The following is an 18,635-nucleotide window of genomic DNA, read 5'->3' as shown; positions in this document are numbered from 1 at the left end:
CCGGCATGAAAAAGCCCGGCGCGCATGTGCGGCCGGGCCAGTTGGTCGGGACAGGGAGGTCCGCGAAAGGGCGTCAGGATCGTCCGGTCATCGCCAGGCGCAGGGGAATGCGCGTGGCGTTCAGCGCCGGTAGCCCGCCGCCAATGGCGCCGATCACCAGCGACAGGATCACCGCCTGACCCACCAGCGCCGGGGACAACGCCAGCTGGAACCCGATCTGCGTCTGGTCCGCCCCGGTGGTCGAGGCGCTCCAGCCGTCCAGGCCGAACCAGGCGACGGCAACGCCCACGGCGCAGCCCAGCAGGGTCAGCACCATCGCCTCGACCCAGGTGCCGACAAAGGCGGCGCGGCGGGAAAAGCCGATGGTGCGCACGGTGGCGATTTCGGTGCTGCGATCCGAGACGCTGGAATACATCGTTGTCAGCGCACCGATCACCGCGCCCGCCGCCATGGTGATGGCCAGCGGCCAGCCCAGGAACAGGATCAACCGCGACGTGCTTTGCGCCATGCCGGCGAAATAGTCCTGTTCGCTTTTCAGCGGCAGGGCGATCTGCGCCGTGGTTTCGGCATGCTTGGCCAGGGGGGCCAGCGCCTCCGCCGAGGTCAGCTGAATGCGGGCCGATTGCACAAGGTTGGGGCGTTTGAACAGGGTCTGCACCATGGCGGCATCGGCGAACATCTCGGATTCGAACACCGATCCCTGCGCGTCGAAAATCCCCACGACCGTCCAGACCGAGGTGCCAAAGGTCACCTGATCACCCAGCGACAGGCCCTGGTAATCGGCGCTCAGCCGACGGCCCACGACGATCTCGGCGGCGCCGGGGGTAAAGGCGCGGCCTTCGGTGATCTGCACCAGCGGCCTGACGGTCAGACCAAAGGCCCCGATCCCGCGCAGCGACAGCGTTTCATACAGGCCCGACCCCTTGACCGAGGCATCGACCGGCACGACCAGTTCGGTCGAGATGATCGGCGTGCCATTGGCGTCGCGGGCAATGCCCTCCGCGCCGGACAACAGGTGCAGTTGCGACGGTTCGATCTGGCTGCCCAGCTCGGTCGAGGCACCGGTGCCAAGGGCGATGGCGATGTCCTGCGCGCCGGCCTGTTGCAGCGACGTGCGGAAGCCGTTCGACATGGCCAGGAACCCCAGCAGCACGGTGACGACCAGCGCCACGGAAAACACCATCGACACGGAAATCCACAGTCGTCTTGGCAGGCTTTTGAGGTTGGCGGCCGACAGGGCCACGGATTGTCTGATCAGGGACATTGGATCACACTCCTTTCAGAGCGGCAGAAGAGGGGATGCGCATGGCGTTGACGGCGGGCACGCCGCCCGTCAGCAGGGCAAAGACCGTGGCAAGGCCAAGCGCGTTCAGGGCAATCTGCGGGGTCAGCGCAAGGCTGGGCACCACCGTCGACAGCGGCGCCGCCAGGACCGAGGTCGCCCCCATGGCCCCCAGCAGCCCCAGACCCAGCCCAAGGGCAAAGATCCACACCGTTTCGGCCAGCACCGTGCGCAGGATGTACCCGCGCGAGAACCCCAGCACCTTGAGCACACCGATTTCCAGCGTGCGTTCGCGGATGGCAAAGAACATGGTGTTCGCGACGATCATCAGGATGGTGACAAAAGACGCCCCCACGATCAGCCGCACGATGGTGGTGATGTCCGCGAATTGCGCCACAAAGGCCTTCATGAATTCGCTTTCCGTGCGGGTGCGCGTTTCGTTGGCCGAGTTGGCAAAGCGCGCGTCCACCGCCTTGATCACATCGGCGGCGCGCACACCTTCGGCGGGCAGGATGCCGAAATTGCCGACGGTGTCGCGGTCATAGGTACGCGCGGCGTTGAAATAGTCGTAGCGCATGATGACAAAGTTGGTGTCGGCGGATTTCGTCGCGCCGTCAAAGATTCCGACGATCTGGAACCCCCAGTCGGACGATCCATCGGTCTTGACCGCGTTGGTGGCGGTCAGGACGATGCGCTGGCCGATCTCCCAGCCTTCGCGCTGGGCAAGGGCGCGGCCCACGATCAGACTGTCGCGCTGCGCCTCCATGGCGGTCAGCTGTTCTTCGGTAAAGGCGTATTGCTCCTTGAAAAAGGCGGCATAGCTGCGCGGCTCGACCGCGTTGGCGCCCAGGAAATTGGTCGGTTCGCGGTAGGTGGCGCGCATCCGGGTCATATAGGTGACGGCGCCGGTTTCGGGCATCTGTTCCAGCTTTTGGTAATAGCTGATCGGCAGGCTTTGGGCATTGCCGACCTTGTTGGTGACGATCAGGCGTTCGGTCTGCACCTCGCCTCCGTTAAAGCCGTATTCAAAGCTGGCCAGCAGGCCGTAGATGAAAAAGGCAATCCCGATCGACAGGACAAGCAGCACGCTGCGCGCCCGTTTGCGGGACATGTTTCGACGGATCAGGGTAAAGCTGTTCATGGCTCAGGCCGCCGCGCGCAGGGTTGCGTCTTCGACGAACTGACCCTTGTTCAGGCGCAGGGTCCGCTTGGCAAAGCCGCAGGCGTTGTCGTCATGCGTGACCATCACGATGGTCTTGCCCAGCTCCTTGTTCAGGACCTGCAACATGCCCAGGATCTCGTCCGCGCTTTTGCGGTCCAGATCGCCGGTGGGTTCGTCGCACAGCAGCAGGACAGGGTCCACTGCCAGCGCCCGGGCAATGCCGACGCGCTGCATCTGACCGCCCGACAATTCCGACGGCAGGTGATCCTTGCGTTCGATCAGGCCGACAAGGTTCAGGATGGTTTCCACCCGTTCGCGGCGCTGGCGCTTGTTCAGGCCAGTCAGCAGCAGCGGCAACTCGACGTTCTGCGCGGCGGTCAGCATCGGCATCAGGTTGTAGAACTGGAACACGAACCCCACCTTGGACCCGCGCCAGCGGCTAAGCGCGCTTTCCGACAGGCTGTCGACGCGGGTATAGCCAAAGCGGATTTCGCCCTGGTCGGGGCGGTCGATCCCGCCGATCAGGTTCAACAGGGTCGATTTGCCCGAGCCGGACGGCCCCATGACGGCAACGAAATCGCCCTTGGGAATTTCAAGGTTCAGATCGTGAAAGATGGTCACTTGCTGGCTGCCGATCTTGTAGCCCTTGCGGACCCCCTGGATCGAAATGCCGGTTTCTTCGGTAAAGTCGCGGGACATGGGTCAGTTTCCTTGTTGCTGAATCGCTGCTGTCTGTTCGGATGTGGCGAATGTGACCTTTGCGGCCATGTTAGCAAATACGCCCATCGGTGGGGTGTCGAAGGCCAGGCGCACCTGCACGGTGCCCTTCTGGATCGACACTTTGGGGGCGATGGTTTTGACTTCGGCGGCAAAGTCGCGGTTGGGGTAGGCGTCCAGTTCGATGCGGGCGCGCTGGCCCGGCGTGATGCTGGACAGGTTGCCTTCGGCCACGTCGACCTCGATGGTCAGGGCGGTCGGGTCGATCAGGGTGGCGATGCCTTGCCCCGGGCCGCCGTCCAGCGCCGAAACCACGATGTCGCCCGGGTTCATGTGCCGTTTCACCACCACGCCCGCGAAGGGGGCGGTGATGGTGTGGCGGGCGACGATATCGGCGTGTTTTTCGACCTCGAGCCGGGCAATTTCAGCCTGCTGGGTGGCCACGTCGACGTCGCGCTGCATCCGGGCCAGGGCAAAGCGCGCGGCCTCGACCTGGGTGCGCGGCGCGCTGCCGCGTTTCAGCAACTCCTCTTGCCGGGCCAGATCGGCGCCGGCCTCGTCCAAAGACGCGGCGGCGCGGGCGGCCGAAGCCTGCGCCATGGCCAGGTTGGCCTGGGCGATGCGCAGGTCGGTCCGGGCGGTATCGCTGTTCAGCACGGCAATCTCCTGCCCGGCGTCGAAATGATCGCCTGTCTCGATGTTCAGGCTTTGGATGCGACCGCCGATATCGGGCATCAGCATCAATTCGCGGTCCGCCACGACATAGCCCGACCCAACCACGGCCGGAGAGGGCGCCGTAACAGGGGCTGGCGGCGGGGCGACGGGACTGGCGGTTTCGATCACGGCGGGCGCGGCGGTTTCAGCCTGCGCGGCGGGGACGGTTTGCCAGCTTGCAGGCAGGTAATCGGCGGGCAGCGTTTCGCGGGCCAGGCCCTGCGCCCAGTCCATCGCCTGCGCCCCGCTGACATCATGGTGCCAGGCTGCCGCTCCGCCGCCGCCCAGCAGGGCCAGCAAGGCCAGCGATTTGATCGGCAGGCGGCGTCTGGGCCGGCTGGCCTGCGCCCGGGCGGGGGCCACCGGGTCCACCCGTTCGATGGACAGGGATTTAAGCTGATCGAGTATGTCGGAAGTGTGGGAAATGTCGTTCACGGCGGGCCTCATGTGGTGGTCTGCCCTCAGGATTGGCAGACCGGACCAGCCGGCGCGACCTGCATCACGATCCAGTCGGTGCAGAACACGATTCAGGACCTGATGGAAATTCAAGCATCTATATTTAAACGATAAAACCGTAAATCAGGACAGCCCGCGCAAAGCCCCGGAACAGGTACTGAATCACGTTCTGCACGGTTTTCGCTTGACCCTTTTGGCGCGGCGCGATCATTGAGGCCTCAGGATGACGCCACTTGCCCCCGATATCTTGCCCGAACTGACGCAGGGCTTTTTGCACCCCGCAGACCTGCGCCGCGAAGGCCAGGGCGTGCTGGTGCAGGGGGGCTATGATCTGGCGCGGTTCCGGTTGGAGCTGTTCGACCAGCTTGAGATCACGCGCCCGGCCAAGCTGGCCCGGGCCATCGACAAGCGGCTGGCCGAATTCCTGGCCGGGCGCGCCATGGCCCGTGTGGCGCAGGGGGCGCTGGGGATTGCCGGGCAGGTTGCCATCGGGGACGACCGCGCGCCGGTCTGGCCCGATGGTCTGGCCGGGTCGATCAGCCACGCGCGTGGGCGCTGCGCCTGTCTGGCCTTGCCGCAAGGCCAAGGCACCCCCGGCATCGACATCGAGGCGATCGCGCATGGCCATGCCCTGGAATCGATCCTGCGGATGACATTGAACGATGCTGAAACCGCGTTGATCGGCACGGCCAGTCAGCCCGATACCGTCGCGACCCTGTGTTTTTCCGCCAAGGAAACCCTGTTCAAGGCGCTTTACCCGGTGGTGCGGCGGCACTTTGGCTTTGCCTCGGCCCGGTTGCAGGCCCTGCCCCGTGATGGAGTTCTGCGCCTGACGCTGGCCGAAACCCTGCATCCCGACCTGCCGCAAGGCCGGTCACTCGACCTGCGCTATGACACCGGCAAGGGCCATGTGCTGACCTGGCTTGTCCACCAAAGCCCCTAGCGCGGCCCGCCCCGCCTAGCCGCGGGCGTAGACGTCTTCGTAGCGCACGATGTCATCCTCGCCGACATAGGCGCCGGTTTGCACTTCGATCAGGACCATCGGCACCTTGCCGGGGTTTTCCATCCGGTGCACTGCGCCCAGCGGGATATAGACCGACTGGTTTTCGGTCAGCAGCTTGACGTCGTCATCGACAGTGACCTTTGCGGTGCCTTCGACCACGATCCAGTGTTCGGAGCGGTGAAAATGGCTTTGCAGCGACAGCGATGCACCGGGATGCACCAGGATGCGCTTGACCTGAAAGCGGTTGCCGACGACCAGGCTTTCGAACCAGCCCCAGGGGCGGTGATCCTTGGGAAAGGTGGTGGCCTGATCTGCGCCCTTGTCCTTCAGCGCGGCGACCGCCAGCTTGACGTCCTGCGCACGGCTCATGTCGGCGATCAGAACGGCGTCGTTCATCGCAACGGCCATGATGTTGTTCAGCCCGATGCCGACAACTTCAAGGTTCGCGCTTTCCGACCGCAGCAGGGTATCGCGGCAATCAATGGCGGTGGCCCTGTCCTGCGCCACGACGCCGTCGCTGTCCGGGCCGCTTTCGCGCCAGACCGCATCCCAGCCACCCAGGTCGGACCAGCCATCGGCAAAGGGAACCACCGCAAGGTTGTCGGCCTTTTCCATCACCGCATAGTCGATCGAGATGTCATCCGCACCTGCCCAGGCCTCCGGGTCAAGGCGCAGGAACCCCAGATCGACGCGGGCCTTGTCGACGGCCTGGCTGACCGGGGTCATCAACGCGTTGGCGTGCTTTTGAAAGGCCGCGATGATGCCGGCGGCGCGGAACAAAAAGATGCCTGCGTTCCACATGTAGTTGCCCGCCGCCAGCATTTCCGCCGCGCGCGCTGCATCGGGTTTCTCGACAAAGCGGGACAGCGGGACCGGCTTGCCGTCCTCGCCCGGTGAGCGCGACAGTTCCAGATAGCCATAGGCGGTTTCCGGGTGCGTCGGGGCGATGCCAAAGGTCACCAGCTTGCCTTCGGCCAGGGCCTCCAGCCCGCGCTGGATCGCTGCGTGAAATGCCTTTGTATCCGGAACCACGTGATCCGAAGGCGCGACAAGCAGGACGGCCTCGGGGTCGGCCTTGGCCGCATGAAGCGCGGCGGCCAGAACGGCGGGGGCGGTGTTGCGCCCTTCGGGTTCGATCAGGATCGCGCCGGGGTCTATGCCGACCTCTGTCAGCTGTTCGGTCACGATGAACCGGAAATCCGAATTGGTCAGCACCATCGGCCTGTCAAAGCGGATTTCAGACGTGCCGCCCGACAGCCGCCGCGCCGAGGCCTGAAACAGGGTTTCCTCGCCCATCAGCTTGGAAAACTGCTTGGGATAGCTCTTGCGTGACAGGGGCCAAAGCCGGGTGCCGGACCCGCCGCAAAGAATGATGGGGGTGATCGTTGTCAAAGCCATGTGTGGAAACCCGAAAAGTACACTGCGCCCGTCTTAGCAAATCACCGCACAATCGCCAATGCAGGTTTGCCTGCGTTGACTCTCGGTCTGGATGTGTATGCTTTTGGTTACGCCGCTTTAGCGGCCTTTCTTCATTGCATCCATCAGCGCCGCGCCCAAGGCGCCGGGGCCTTCGGGTTTCTGCGGGCTGCGCGGCGGTTTGCCTTTGGGGGCAGGGCCGCGGCGGGGTTCATCACGGCGCGTGGGCGGCGCGGCGCGATCTTGCTGGCCGCCGTCCTTGCGCATGGTCAGCCCGATGCGCTTGCGGGGAATGTCGACCTCGGTCACGGTGACGGTCACCACATCGCCTGCCTTGACCACCTCGTGCGGGTCCTTGACAAAGCGGTCGGCCAGTTGGCTGATGTGAACCAGCCCGTCCTGATGCACGCCAATATCGACAAAGGCGCCAAAGGCGGCGACGTTGGTCACGGTGCCTTCCAGCCGCATGCCGGGTTTGAGATCCTTGATCTCTTCGACCCCGTCGGTAAAGCTGGCGGTCTTGAAATCCGGGCGCGGGTCGCGGCCCGGCTTTTCCAGTTCGGTCAGGATGTCGCGCACGGTGGGCAGACCGAATTTGTCATCGACGAACTGTTCCGCGCGCAGGCCTTTCAGCGCGGTGGCATCACCCATGATCGCCCGAATGTCGCGGCCGCAGGCCTGCACGATCTTGCGCGCCACGCCGTAAGCCTCGGGGTGTACCGAGGAGGCATCCAAAGGTTCGTCCCCGCCGCGAATGCGCAGGAAGCCAGCGCATTGTTCAAAGGTTTTTGCGCCCAGCCCCGGCACCTTCATCAGGGCCTTGCGCCCGGCAAAGGCGCCATGCGCGTCGCGGTGATCCACGATTGCCTGCGCCACCTGCGCGCCCAACCCGGAAACATAAGCCAGCAAGGGGGCCGAGGCCATGTTCAGATCGACGCCAACGGCGTTCACCGCGTCCTCGACCACCGCTTGAAGCGCCTGGGTCAGGCGGCGTTGGTCGACGTCGTGCTGGTACTGGCCGACGCCGATGCTTTTGGGTTCGATCTTGACCAGTTCGGCCAGCGGGTCCTGCAAACGCCGCGCGATGGACACTGCGCCGCGCAGGGACACATCCAGATCGGGGAATTCCCGCGCCGCCAGTTCAGACGCCGAATAGACCGAGGCCCCCGCTTCGGAGACGATCACCTTGGTCGGGGCCTTCACCGTCTTGGGCAGCAGCTTGATCGTATCGGCCACGAAACGCTCGGTCTCGCGCGAGGCGGTGCCGTTGCCGATGGCGATCAGGTCGACACCGTGGCGCTGGATCAGTTCCAGCACCTTGGCCTCCGAGCCACGCACATCCATGCGCGGCTGAAACGGATAGATCGTCGCGGTTTCCAGCAGCTTGCCGGTGGCATCCACCACGGCCGCCTTGACCCCGGTGCGAATGCCGGGGTCCAGACCCAGCGTTGCCCGCGCCCCGGCGGGGGCGGCCAGCAGCAGGTCTTTGAGGTTGCGGGCAAAGACGTTGATCGCCTCTTCGTGGGCGCGTTTGCGCAGGTCGGACAGCAGGTCGACATACATCGACAGGCTCAACTTGATGCGCCATGTCCAGCCTGCCGCATCGCGCAGCCATTGATCGCCGGGACCATCGCCGCGGGTGCCGATGGTGGCCGCGACCATGTTGATGGCGCGCGGGATGCCTGCCTCGGCATCGGGGGCGATTTCGATGGTGACGATTTCCTCTTTGGCGGCGCGCAGGATCGCCAGTGCCCGGTGCGACGGAATGTTTGCCCATTTTTCGGAATGGTCGAAATAGTCGGAAAACTTCGCGCCTTCCTGTTCCTTGCCGGGCTGGACACGGGCGGTGATCAACGCCTCGTCCTGCATGAACTGGCGCAGTTTGCCCAGCAGCTCGGCGTTTTCGCTCAGCTCTTCGGCCAGGATGTCGCGCGCGCCTTCCAGCGCTTTTTTGACATCCGGCACCTCGCCTTTGACATAGCCCTGCGCCAGCGCCTGGGGATCGGCTCTGCGATCCTCGAGGATCCCGCGCAGCAGCGGCTCCAACCCGTTTTCGCGGGCGATCATGGCGCGCGTCCGGCGCTTGGGCTTGTAAGGCAGGTAGATGTCTTCGAGCGTCGATTTCGTTTCGGCCCCGGCGATCTGGCGGGCAAGGGCATCGGTCAGCTTGCCCTGTTCCTTGATCGAATTCAGGATCGTTTCACGCCGCGATTCCATGTCGCGCAGATAGGCCAGACGATCGTTCAGCGTGCGCAGCTGCGTGTCGTCCAGACCGCCGGTCACCTCTTTGCGGTAGCGGGCGACAAAGGGGACGGTCGCGCCGCCGTCCAGCAATTCTACCGCGGCGGTGACCTGCCCGGCGCTGGCGTTGATTTCACTGGCGATGGTGCGGGCGATACGTTCGGCTGTGCTGGACATTTGTCGGCCTCCTGATGGGTCGGAAGATCGTGATAGCGGCCCCCCGCACAGGTGACAAGCTGGCAAATCGGTTGCCTTTGCACAGCCGCTTGGGCATCACACGACCAAGCGGAACGGAGAGCACGATGGCGCCCAAATTCGGAACAAGCGGCCTGCGCGGCCTGGTCACGGAACTGACCGAAACGCTGGTCAAGGATTACACCGGCGCCTTTCTTGCGGCCTGCCCGCATGGCGGTGCGGTGCATGTGGGGCGCGACCTGCGCCCGTCCTCGCCGCAGATCGCGCAATGGGTCATGCAGGCGGTCGAAGACGCGGGCATCCAGGTGATCGATTGCGGTGTGCTGCCCACACCTGCGCTGGCGCTGTCATCGCTTGGGGCGGGGCAGGCGGCGGTGATGGTCACCGGAAGCCACATTCCGGCGGATCGCAACGGGCTGAAGTTCTATGTCCCGAGTGGCGAGATTTCCAAGGTCGACGAGGCGGCGATCTGCGCGCATCTGGGCAGGGGTCTGCGCGGGGCGCATGCCCCGGCGCGGCAGGTCCGCGATGCGGTGGCGGCCTATGCGCAGCGCTATGTCCAGGCCTACGGCCCGGCGTTGCAGGGCATGCGCATCGGCGTCTATCAGCACAGTTCGGTCGCGCGCGACGTGATGGTCGACGTGCTGGGGGCGCTGGGCGCTGAACCGGTCGCGCTGGCGCGGTCAGACACTTTCATCCCCGTCGATACCGAGGCGCTTGACCCTGATACCCGCGCCATGCTGGCCGGATGGTGCGCCGAACATGGGTTGGATGCCGTGGTGTCGACCGATGGCGATGCCGACAGGCCGATGGTCGCGGATGCCGCCGGGCGGGTGATCCCCGGGGATGTGCTGGGGGCGCTGACGGCGCGTGCCTTGGGGGCAAGGGTGCTGTGCACGCCGGTCAGCTCGAACACCATGATCGCGCAGATGCCCGAGTTCGATCAGGTCACCCTGACCCGCATCGGATCGCCCTTTGTCATTGCCGCGATGGAGCAGGTTCTGGCGCAGGACCCGGCGGCCAAGGTCGTGGGCTACGAGGCGAACGGAGGCTTTTTGCTTGGCTTTCAGGCGCAAGGCCCGGCAGGGACGCTTGCCCCGCTGTTGACCCGCGATTGCCTGCTGCCGGTCCTTGCGCCGCTGGTGGCCGCGCGGCAGGCGGGCCTTTCGCTGGCCGCGCTGGCCGATGCCTTGCCACAGCGGTTCACGGCAGCGGACCGGATTGCCGGGATCGAAACCGAGGTGTCAAAGGCCTTCATCGCGCAGATATCCGGGGATGCGGCAGCGCGGGCGGCGTTTTTCGCCGACCTGGGGCAGAAGGAAGCCCGGGTTGACGAAACCGACGGGCTGCGCGTCACCTTTGCGGGCGGCGATGTGGTGCATTTGCGGCCCTCGGGCAATGCCCCGGAATTCCGCTGCTATGCCGAAGCCGACAGCGCCGAGCGCGCCTTGGCGCTGTTGACCGATACTCTGACCAAACTGCGCGACCGGCTGGCGGGGTAAAACCCCGCCGCCCCGTCAGGCAAAGACCGATGCCAGCGCTTCGGTCCGGCCTTTTGTCAGATCGTCGATGGCCCGCAGCCCGTGCAGAACGTGGCCCAAGACCTGAACCGGCACCATGTTCGGCCCGTCTGACGGGGCGTTGTCCGGATCTTCGTGGGTTTCCATGAAAACCGCCGCACAGCCGATGGCTAGCGCGGCGCGCGCCAGCGGTTCGACATACTCGCGTTTACCGCCCGAGGATGTCCCCTGACCACCCGGCATCTGCACCGAATGGGTCGCGTCAAAGACCACCGGGCGCCCCGTCTCGGCCATGATCGGCAGTGACCGCATGTCGGACACCAGCATGTTGTAGCCAAAGGATGTCCCGCGTTCGCACAGCATGATCTGTTCGTTGCCGGTGCTGGCGATCTTGTCAGCGACGTTTGCCATGTCCCAGGGCGCAAGGAACTGGCCTTTCTTGACGTTCACGGCCTTGCCGGTCTCGCCCGCGGCGATCAACAGGTCGGTCTGACGGCACAGAAAAGCGGGGATTTGCAGCACATCGACCACTTCGGCCACAGGGGCGCAATGGGCGCTTTCGTGCACGTCGGTCAGAACCGGAACACCGAATTCGCGTCGGATGGTCTGCAGGATCTTCAGCCCCTCATCCATGCCCAGCCCACGCTTGCCCTGCAAGGACGATCGGTTGGCCTTGTCATAGCTGGCCTTGAAAATCCACTTGGTATCATTGGCCTCGGCGGCTGCGGCGATCTTTTCGGCCAGCATCCGCGCGTGATCCAGGCTTTCCAATTGGCAGGGCCCCGCGATCAGCGCAAAGGGGGCGTCGTTGGCGATGGCGATGTCGCCAATCGTGACGGTGCGGATCTGGCTCATGCGATGCCTTCCTTTTTCAAGACGCCCTCGATGCGGTTCACATCGACGGGGTTGTTCAATTCCCAGAACACGCGGCCCTGACCATCGACCGGAACGCAGGTCACCGGCGTGCCGTTTTCAAGGAACCGCAATTGTTCCAGCCCCTCGGCGCGTTCCAGCGGGCCCTCGGCCCAGGACATATAGGCACGCAAGGCGGCAGGGCGATAGGCGTAGACACCGACATGGTGCCAGACCTCGGGCGGGGTTTCGAGATTGCCGACATAGGGCAGCACCTCTTTCGAGAAATACAGCGCCGTCCCATCGGCGCGCATCACCGCCGTGGTGCCGCCAACCCGACCTGCGTGCCGGTCGGACACGAAATTCGACAGGGTTTCGTGATCGCATTTCAGCACGGGCGTTGCCATCTGAACCGCCTCGTCCTGCATGGCGTCAATCAGCGCCTCGACAAACCAGGGCGGGGTCAGCGGCGCATCGCCCTGAAGGTTGACGACGGTGTCCGGTTCCTGCGCCAGTTGGGCGATCCCCTCGGCACAGCGTTCTGTGCCGTTGCGCGCATCCGAGGAGGTCATCAGCACATCAGCGCCAAAGCCGCGCGCGGCCTCGGCGATGCGGTCATCGTCAGTCAGGACATAGACGGCGCTGGCGCCCTTGACCGTCTGCGCCGCCTCCCAACTGCGCCGGATCAGCGATTTGGCGACACCGGTTGCGCCGGTCAGTTCCACCAGCGGTTTGCCGGGATAGCGCGTCGACGCGTAACGGGCCGGGATGAAGATGACCGCGCTCATGCGACACCTGCGCGCAAAGCGTCGTGGATATGCAGAAGACCAACCAGTTTGTGGCCCTCTTCGACCACCAGAAGGACGGTGCGTTTGGACATGTTCATGACTCCGAGGGCTTCTGTCAAAAGGGTGTCGGGGCGGGTGACAAGCGGCGTGCGGGTGGCGACCTGCCCGGCGGTGCGGTCCATCAGCCCGTCCATGTTGCGGCGCAAATCGCCGTCGGTGATGATCCCGGCCAGCTTGTCGCCCTGAACCAGTGCCGCCACGCCAAAGCCCTTTTGGCTCATCGTCAGAAGAACATCGCTCATCGCGGTGGTTTCGTGCACGACGGGCAGTTCGTCGCCCTTGTGCATCACCGCCGAAACGCGCAGCAATTGCGCCCCCAGCGTGCCACCGGGATGAAAGGCGGCAAAGCTTTCGCGGCCAAAGCCCCGGTGCTGCATCATCGCCACCGCCAACGCATCCCCCAGCGCCATCGCCATTGTGGTCGAGGTGGTCGGCGCCATGCCGATCGCACAGGCTTCGGGCGCGTCGGGCAACAACAGCACGCTTTCGGCGGCACGGGCCAGCGTGCTGTCTGCCTTTTTGGTCATGGCGATCAGCGGGATGGCAAAGCGGGCGCAATGGGCGATCATATCGGCCAATTCACGCGTTTCACCGGAATTCGAGATCAGGATCACGGCGTCGGCGCGGGTGATCATGCCCAGATCGCCATGGCTGGCCTCACCGGGATGGACAACCTGCGCCGGCGTCCCGGTCGAGGCAAAGGTCGCGGCGATCTTGCCCGCCACATGGCCGGATTTGCCCATGCCGGACACGATCACACGGCCCTGCACGGCCAGCAGCCGTTCGACAACCGAATCGAAACTGCCCGGCAGTTCATCGGCAAGACGGACAAGCGCGCCGCTTTCCGTCCGCAGCACATCGCGGGCGATGTCAGAAGGGGTTTGACTCATGGGATCCGGCTCTTGACTGCTTTGCTGGGTGTTATCGCGCATTTCGCCCCGTGTCCAATGGGGCATAACCACGCCCGTGCATGTTTGGCCGCGTTGACATTTTGGAAATTGGGGGCTCATTACGGGCGCAAATGTATTTGAGGAAGGCTGGATTCCATGAAGATAGCGATGATTGGCACGGGTTACGTTGGCCTTGTTTCGGGCGTGTGTTTTTCGGATTTCGGGCACGAAGTGGTCTGCGTCGACAAGGACCCGCGCAAGATCGAGATGCTCGAAGCCGGCCAGGTGCCGATCTACGAGCCCGGCCTTGATACCCTGATGCACAAGAACGTCGAGGCGGGCCGGCTGTCCTTTACGCTGGACCTGGCCAGCGCCATCGACGGCGCCGATGCGGTGTTCATCGCCGTCGGCACGCCGACGCGGCGCGGGGATGGCCACGCGGACCTGACCTATGTCATGGCCGCCGCCGAGGAAATCGCCCGCACGGCCAAGGATTACGTGGTGATCGTCACCAAATCCACCGTCCCCGTCGGCACCAACCGCAAGGTCAAGGAGGTCGTCGCCGCCGCCAATCCGGCGCTTGATTTCGACGTCGCCAGCAACCCCGAATTCCTGCGCGAAGGCGCCGCGATCGACGATTTCATGAAGCCCGACCGCGTGGTCGTCGGCGTCGAAACCGAGCGCGCGGCCAAGGTCATGGAAGACATCTATCGCCCGCTGTACCTGCGTGATTTCCCGATCGTCACCACCGATCTGGAATCGGCCGAGATGATCAAATACGCCGCGAACGCGTTCCTCGCGACCAAGATCACCTTCATCAACGAAATCGCCGCGCTGTGCGAAAAGGTCGGCGCGGATGTGAAATCGGTGTCCAAGGGCATGGGCATGGACGGGCGCATCGGGAACAAGTTCCTGCATGCGGGCCCGGGCTATGGCGGGTCGTGTTTCCCCAAGGATACCAAGGCGTTGGCCCGTATCGGCCAGGAACACGCGACGCCGATTTCCATCGTCGAGACGGTGATCAAGGTCAACGAAGAGGTCAAGCGCCGGATGATCGACAAGCTGCTGGACCTGTGCGGCGGCAGCTTCAACGGCAAGACGGTGGCGGTGCTGGGCGTGACCTTCAAGCCGAACACCGACGACATGCGCGACGCGCCGTCGCTGACGATCGTGCCGGCGCTGGTGGGTGGTGGGGCGGTTGTGCGCGCCTGCGATCCGCAAGGCCGCCGCGAAGGCGAGCACCTGCTGCCCGGCGTCGACTGGATCGAAGACCCCTACGCCGCTGCGCGCGGGGCTGACCTGTTGGTGATCCTGACGGAATGGAACGAATTCCGCGCCCTTGACCTGCCCCGCCTGGCCAGCAGCATGACCACCCCCCACATGGCCGACCTGCGCAACATCTACGACCGCGACGACGCCAAAAACGCCGGATTCACCGCATACGACGGGATCGGGCGATGAAGCGCGCCTTTATCACCGGCTCGGCCGGGTTCATCGGGTTCCATCTGGCAAACCTGCTGTTGCAGGAAGGCTGGGAGGTGCATGGCTATGACGGGATGACGGATTACTATGACGTCGCCCTCAAGCAGCGCCGCCATGAAATCCTGTCGGAAAATCCCAATTTCCACGCCACCGAAGCAATGCTGGAAGACGCGCAGGCGCTGAGCGCCGCCGTCGCCAAGGCCCGCCCCAATGTCATCGTGCACCTGGCTGCCCAGGCCGGGGTGCGCTATTCCATCGACAATCCGCGCGCCTACCTTGAATCCAACATCGTCGGCACCTTCAACCTGATGGAGGCCGCGCTTGCCGTGCGCCCCGATCATCTGTTGATGGCCTCGACCAGTTCGGTCTTTGGCGCGAATACCGAAATGCCCTATTCCGAGCTGCACAAGGCGGACACGCAGATGTCCTTTTATGCCGCCACGAAAAAGGCGAACGAGGCGATGGCCCATTCCTGGGCGCATATCCACAAGCTGCCCACCACCATGTTCCGGTTCTTTACCGTTTATGGCCCCTGGGGGCGCCCCGACATGGCGCTGTTCAAGTTCACCAAGGCGATCCTGGCCGATCAGCCGATCGACGTTTACAACCACGGCAACATGTTCCGCGACTTTACCTATGTCGAGGACCTGGTCAAAGGCATCCGCCTGTTGATGGACGCTGTGCCCGGTGGCCCCGAAAGTGCCGTCGAGGGCGACAGCCTGTCGCCGGTGGCCCCCTACCGCGTCGTGAACATCGGTAATTCCAACAAGGTCCGCCTTGAGGATTTCATTGACGCCATCGAAGCCGCGATCGGCAAGAAGGCGATCCGCAACTACATGGACATGCAGCCCGGCGACGTCGCTGCCACCTGGGCCGATGCCAGCGTGTTGCAAAAGCTGACCGGGTACAAACCACAGACCGACGTCACCGAAGGGGTCGCGCGTTTCGTGGAGTGGTATCAGTCGTACTACAACGCATCATGATCCGGAAACTCTGGAAGGCACGTCAGGGCCTGACCGTTCTGGGCCTCAAAGGCGCCGAGGCGCTTTTCGGTGCCGCCATGACCATCGCGCTTGCCCGTTTGCTGGGTGCCGAAACCTTTGGCATCTTTGCCTTTGGTCTGGCCACCACGACCCTGCTGGCGATTCCGATCAAGAACGGTGCATCGACCCTGGTCACCAAAAGCGTCGCGGTCGCAAATCGCGAAAACGATCCCGGCGACGCCGGGCCGCTGCTGGATACCGGGATACGGGTTGCGCTGGTCTATTCCTGCGCCATTGCGGGGCTGCTGTTTGCCTATCTGAGCTTTGACAAGACACCCAGCGCCTTTACGGGCAGTGTCGCCATGTTTTCGCTGGGGCTGCCGTTCCTGTGCCTGATCGGCCTGCTCGAAGGCGTCTTGCGCGGCAGTTTCAAACCCACAGCAGCCATCCTTGTCGGCACCGTGTTCATTCCGTCGCTGGTGCTGTGCGTGTTGTTCCTGTGGCCGCAGCTGGTTGTCGCGGATGGCTGGAAAAGCGCGGCCAAGGTCTATGTCGGCAGCGCCGTCTGCGTGTTCCTGGTGACGGTGATCTGGACGCTGCCCCTGCTGAAGGGGTTGTTTCCGGTGCCCTCGGCGCAGCGTGTGGGCTGGAAAACCTGGTCGGTCGCGGCCTTTCCCTTTGTCATCGTGTCCGGCCTTTTGATCTTTAACCGGCAGATCGACGTGATCCTGCTGGGGCTTTTGTCGGGCGAACGCGAGGCCGGCATCTACCGCATCGCCGCGCAGGCGGCCGTGCTGGTCACCTTCGGGGTTCAGGCCATCGGCCATCTGTACGCGCCGCACCTTGCCGCCGCCGACACAAGGACCGAGCCGCACAAGATCGCCGTCTACCTCAAGAAAAGCATCGCCTTTTCGATGTTGTTTGGAGTCACCGCCCTGCTTGGGCTGATCGTCTGGGGCGACGACATCATCCGCCTTCTGGCCGGCGAGGAATACCTGCCGGGCTATCCGATCATGTTGATGCTTTGCGCCGCAAACCTGGCCGTGGCCCTGAACGGCGCAACGTCGCAGGCACTGTTCATGCAGGGCCACCAGACCAAGGCGGCCTGGGTCTTTGCCGCCGCCGCCGTCTGGACCGTCATTGCCAATGTGACCCTGATTCCGCTGTACGGAATGATCGGCGCCGCCATCGCCACGTCTTCGGCCATCGTGCTGTGGTCGCTGGGGCTTCGTGTTCTGGCTTGTCGCGTCTGGGGGTTGTCCTTTATGACATTGGCCGTTCCAAACCGCGCCGAGCCTTAGGGTCGGCCACCTTGCCCAAACCGTAAACCAGTCCAGACCCAAGTTACCGTTTTTCAGACAACCCCTTGCTTCAACAACCCTATTCCCGGATTTCGAGGGCTCTTTGGCCCTGAAACCCCCACCAACTGCGAGTCGTCATGTCCAAATTCTCGATCACCAGCATTCCCACCGATCAAGACTATGCGTTCTCACGGGCCGGTCTTGCACATTATCTGCGTTTGGGGTTCCTTCCGGCGCCCTATTCGGTGTTTTCCAACGAACTTCTGGTGAACGACTACGGGCAGGGGTTTTCCGAAACCGCCGACCCGAAAAAGCCGGGCTTTCACCGGGACCTGCGCCAGTTCGTCGGGGTGCGCCGCTATGAAAGCGATCCGAAATTCGACGAGGCCAAGGCGCTGGACCTGATCGAACAGAACCTGCTGGATTGCGTCGCCCGCGACACCGAAGGCTATGACCGGATCTTTCTGATGATCAGCGGCGGCAAGGATTCGCTGTCGGTGGCCTGGGCTTTGCGCGAATTGAACAAATCGGTGACCTTGCTGCATTGCACCAACCGAGGCCGCGAAGATGAAACCGCCGACGTCAAGGTGGCGGCGGAAAAGCTGGGCTTTGACGTGCATTTCCTGCCCGACAACATCCACGATGTGGACCCGATCCTGAAGGCCCGCGCCGGCAAGCTTTCGGCGCCGATCGCCGATATCGCGTTCTTTTCGTATGTCTGTGCGGTCGCCAAGATCATCCAGATCCTGGACGAGACGCAGGAAGGCAAGGCCATCTTGCTCGATGGCATGGGCAACGATGCCTATATGGGCCACATCTGCGGCGCCCGCGAGAAAAAGCTGGTGCGCCTGCCGCATCTGCCCTTCCTTTCCGAAGGCATGGTGTCCTTGGCCTATGGTCACAACTTTGGGCACTACGCGCTGGAAACCCTGTTCAAGCCCCGCGAAGAGCGGCAGTTCAGCGGCGCCGGCTTTGCCGTGGGCGGCAAACCGATTGCCCCGCAGACCCCGCAGATCTTTCAGCAATACCAGGATCACCCCGAAGAACGCCGCGCGCTGATGCGGGGCGGGATTTTCGACGTCGACTGCTGCATGCGCAAAGGCGTTCTGGCCGCCGAGCTGGACGACCGTATCGACATCGCCTTTCCGTTCTTTGACGCATCCTGGATCGGCATCTACGAACAATTCCCGACCGAGGTGATGTTCGACTATGATGCCTCGTTCAACAAAAAGCTGCTCCGGACCTTCCTGAAACGCAGCGGCGTGTCGTCGGAATTCGTCTTTTCGCAAAAGGGGTCGTTCCGCTTCAACCTGGATCAGGTCAGCGAGGTCTACCAGCCGTCGGCGGTCGTGATCGACCTGCTTGCGCAGATGGGCATCGGCAAGCGCAGCGTCGAAAAGCTGGCGCAGCAGGGCAAGGACAACTTTGTTGCGGCGCAGAAATACGGCATGCTGTATGCGCTGGACCGGTTCTTGCAGGCACGCGACCTGCCCGCCGGCATGGCCAGGAACGAACCGCTGGCGATCACCTACGGCGTCTAAGTCCCGCCGGCCCTTTGGGTTGCGGCACATCG

15 protein-coding genes are annotated in these 18,635 nt (G+C 63.9%); 6 read left to right on the top strand and 9 right to left on the bottom strand.

The features are described from left to right. Nucleotides 1–73 precede the first annotated feature (73 nt). The 4 genes from QF118_RS02865 to QF118_RS02850 are packed head-to-tail and all read right to left on the bottom strand — an operon-like array spanning nucleotide 74 to nucleotide 4,310. Complete coding sequence (locus QF118_RS02865) at nucleotides 74–1,264, bottom strand: ABC transporter permease (protein ID WP_282301143.1); 1,191 nt, start codon at nucleotides 1,262–1,264, stop codon at nucleotides 74–76. Nucleotides 1,265–1,268: 4 nt separating this feature from the next. Then, nucleotides 1,269–2,393 (bottom strand): ABC transporter permease, encoded by a 1,125-nt coding sequence (locus QF118_RS02860; protein WP_282301142.1) that lies wholly within the window; start codon nucleotides 2,391–2,393, stop codon nucleotides 1,269–1,271. A 33-nt stretch (nucleotides 2,394–2,426) separates the two neighbouring features. Further along, nucleotides 2,427–3,143 (bottom strand): ABC transporter ATP-binding protein, encoded by a 717-nt coding sequence (locus QF118_RS02855; RefSeq protein ID WP_282301141.1) that lies wholly within the window; start codon nucleotides 3,141–3,143, stop codon nucleotides 2,427–2,429. Nucleotides 3,144–3,146: 3 nt separating this feature from the next. After that, entirely contained in the window at nucleotides 3,147–4,310 is a 1,164-nt protein-coding gene (locus QF118_RS02850; RefSeq protein WP_282301140.1) for an efflux RND transporter periplasmic adaptor subunit, read from the bottom strand. 244 nt (nucleotides 4,311–4,554) lie between these two features. On the opposite strand from QF118_RS02850, the gene QF118_RS02845 reads away from it, so the two are divergent. Continuing rightward, entirely contained in the window at nucleotides 4,555–5,274 is a 720-nt protein-coding gene (locus QF118_RS02845) for a 4'-phosphopantetheinyl transferase family protein (RefSeq protein ID WP_282301139.1), read from the top strand. 15 nt (nucleotides 5,275–5,289) lie between these two features. Here QF118_RS02845 and QF118_RS02840 read toward each other — a convergent pair whose 3' ends face one another. Beyond that, nucleotides 5,290–6,732 (bottom strand): mannose-1-phosphate guanylyltransferase/mannose-6-phosphate isomerase, encoded by a 1,443-nt coding sequence (locus QF118_RS02840; RefSeq protein ID WP_282301138.1) that lies wholly within the window; start codon nucleotides 6,730–6,732, stop codon nucleotides 5,290–5,292. A 117-nt stretch (nucleotides 6,733–6,849) separates the two neighbouring features. Then, the gene (locus tag QF118_RS02835; protein WP_282301137.1) at nucleotides 6,850–9,168 is read right to left on the bottom strand and encodes a Tex family protein; all 2,319 of its coding nucleotides are present in this window, start codon (nucleotides 9,166–9,168) and stop codon (nucleotides 6,850–6,852) included. A 125-nt stretch (nucleotides 9,169–9,293) separates the two neighbouring features. Between QF118_RS02835 and QF118_RS02830 the strand changes: the two genes are divergently transcribed. Beyond that, nucleotides 9,294–10,688, top strand: coding sequence for a phosphomannomutase (locus QF118_RS02830; protein WP_282301136.1), 1,395 nt, complete (start codon nucleotides 9,294–9,296; stop codon nucleotides 10,686–10,688). Nucleotides 10,689–10,703: 15 nt separating this feature from the next. Here the strand turns inward: QF118_RS02830 and kdsA are convergent, their stop codons facing one another. The 3 genes from kdsA to QF118_RS02815 are packed head-to-tail and all read right to left on the bottom strand — an operon-like array spanning nucleotide 10,704 to nucleotide 13,296. Further along, nucleotides 10,704–11,561 carry a 3-deoxy-8-phosphooctulonate synthase gene (gene kdsA / locus QF118_RS02825; protein WP_282301135.1) on the bottom strand — a complete coding sequence of 286 codons (858 nt, stop codon included), beginning with the start codon at nucleotides 11,559–11,561 and terminating at the stop codon, nucleotides 10,704–10,706. Further along, nucleotides 11,558–12,346, bottom strand: a complete 789-nt coding sequence (locus QF118_RS02820; RefSeq protein ID WP_282301134.1) for a 3-deoxy-manno-octulosonate cytidylyltransferase — start codon at nucleotides 12,344–12,346, stop codon at nucleotides 11,558–11,560. The genes kdsA and QF118_RS02820 overlap by 4 nt, the downstream gene beginning before the upstream one ends. After that, entirely contained in the window at nucleotides 12,343–13,296 is a 954-nt protein-coding gene (locus QF118_RS02815) for a KpsF/GutQ family sugar-phosphate isomerase (protein ID WP_282301133.1), read from the bottom strand. The genes QF118_RS02820 and QF118_RS02815 overlap by 4 nt, the downstream gene beginning before the upstream one ends. Before the next feature lie 156 nt (nucleotides 13,297–13,452). Here QF118_RS02815 and QF118_RS02810 point away from each other — a divergent pair, with 156 nt between their 5' ends. From QF118_RS02810 to QF118_RS02795, 4 genes are all read left to right on the top strand, one after another. After that, nucleotides 13,453–14,757 (top strand): UDP-glucose dehydrogenase family protein, encoded by a 1,305-nt coding sequence (locus tag QF118_RS02810; protein ID WP_282301132.1) that lies wholly within the window; start codon nucleotides 13,453–13,455, stop codon nucleotides 14,755–14,757. Beyond that, nucleotides 14,754–15,761, top strand: a complete 1,008-nt coding sequence (locus QF118_RS02805; RefSeq protein ID WP_282301131.1) for an SDR family NAD(P)-dependent oxidoreductase — start codon at nucleotides 14,754–14,756, stop codon at nucleotides 15,759–15,761. Before QF118_RS02810 ends, QF118_RS02805 begins: the two co-directional genes overlap by 4 nt. Further along, on the top strand, nucleotides 15,758–17,062 hold the full coding sequence (locus QF118_RS02800) for an oligosaccharide flippase family protein (protein ID WP_282301130.1): 1,305 nt from the start codon (nucleotides 15,758–15,760) through the stop codon (nucleotides 17,060–17,062). Before QF118_RS02805 ends, QF118_RS02800 begins: the two co-directional genes overlap by 4 nt. A 137-nt stretch (nucleotides 17,063–17,199) precedes the next feature. After that, nucleotides 17,200–18,603 (top strand): asparagine synthetase B family protein, encoded by a 1,404-nt coding sequence (locus QF118_RS02795; RefSeq protein WP_282301129.1) that lies wholly within the window; start codon nucleotides 17,200–17,202, stop codon nucleotides 18,601–18,603. Nucleotides 18,604–18,635: the final 32 nt, after the last annotated feature.

Source organism: Tropicibacter oceani (genome assembly GCF_029958925.1).
GTDB classification, from domain to species: Bacteria; Pseudomonadota; Alphaproteobacteria; order Rhodobacterales; family Rhodobacteraceae; genus Pacificoceanicola; species Pacificoceanicola oceani.
This window is presented reverse-complemented; position numbering and strand designations above follow the sequence as displayed.

Coding starts and splice junctions, on each gene's coding strand:
- QF118_RS02805 (WP_282301131.1), top strand. CDS start 14,754: ATGAAGCGCGCCTTTATCACCGGCTCGGCCGGGTTCATCGGGTTCCAT.
- QF118_RS02835 (WP_282301137.1), bottom strand. CDS start 9,168: ATGTCCAGCACAGCCGAACGTATCGCCCGCACCATCGCCAGTGAAATC.
- QF118_RS02795 (WP_282301129.1), top strand. CDS start 17,200: ATGTCCAAATTCTCGATCACCAGCATTCCCACCGATCAAGACTATGCG.
- QF118_RS02800 (WP_282301130.1), top strand. CDS start 15,758: ATGATCCGGAAACTCTGGAAGGCACGTCAGGGCCTGACCGTTCTGGGC.
- QF118_RS02840 (WP_282301138.1), bottom strand. CDS start 6,732: ATGGCTTTGACAACGATCACCCCCATCATTCTTTGCGGCGGGTCCGGC.
- kdsA (WP_282301135.1), bottom strand. CDS start 11,561: ATGAGCCAGATCCGCACCGTCACGATTGGCGACATCGCCATCGCCAAC.
- QF118_RS02845 (WP_282301139.1), top strand. CDS start 4,555: ATGACGCCACTTGCCCCCGATATCTTGCCCGAACTGACGCAGGGCTTT.
- QF118_RS02830 (WP_282301136.1), top strand. CDS start 9,294: ATGGCGCCCAAATTCGGAACAAGCGGCCTGCGCGGCCTGGTCACGGAA.
- QF118_RS02860 (WP_282301142.1), bottom strand. CDS start 2,393: ATGTCCCGCAAACGGGCGCGCAGCGTGCTGCTTGTCCTGTCGATCGGG.
- QF118_RS02810 (WP_282301132.1), top strand. CDS start 13,453: ATGAAGATAGCGATGATTGGCACGGGTTACGTTGGCCTTGTTTCGGGC.
- QF118_RS02865 (WP_282301143.1), bottom strand. CDS start 1,264: ATGTCCCTGATCAGACAATCCGTGGCCCTGTCGGCCGCCAACCTCAAA.
- QF118_RS02855 (WP_282301141.1), bottom strand. CDS start 3,143: ATGTCCCGCGACTTTACCGAAGAAACCGGCATTTCGATCCAGGGGGTC.
- QF118_RS02820 (WP_282301134.1), bottom strand. CDS start 12,346: ATGAGCGCGGTCATCTTCATCCCGGCCCGTTACGCGTCGACGCGCTAT.
- QF118_RS02815 (WP_282301133.1), bottom strand. CDS start 13,296: ATGAGTCAAACCCCTTCTGACATCGCCCGCGATGTGCTGCGGACGGAA.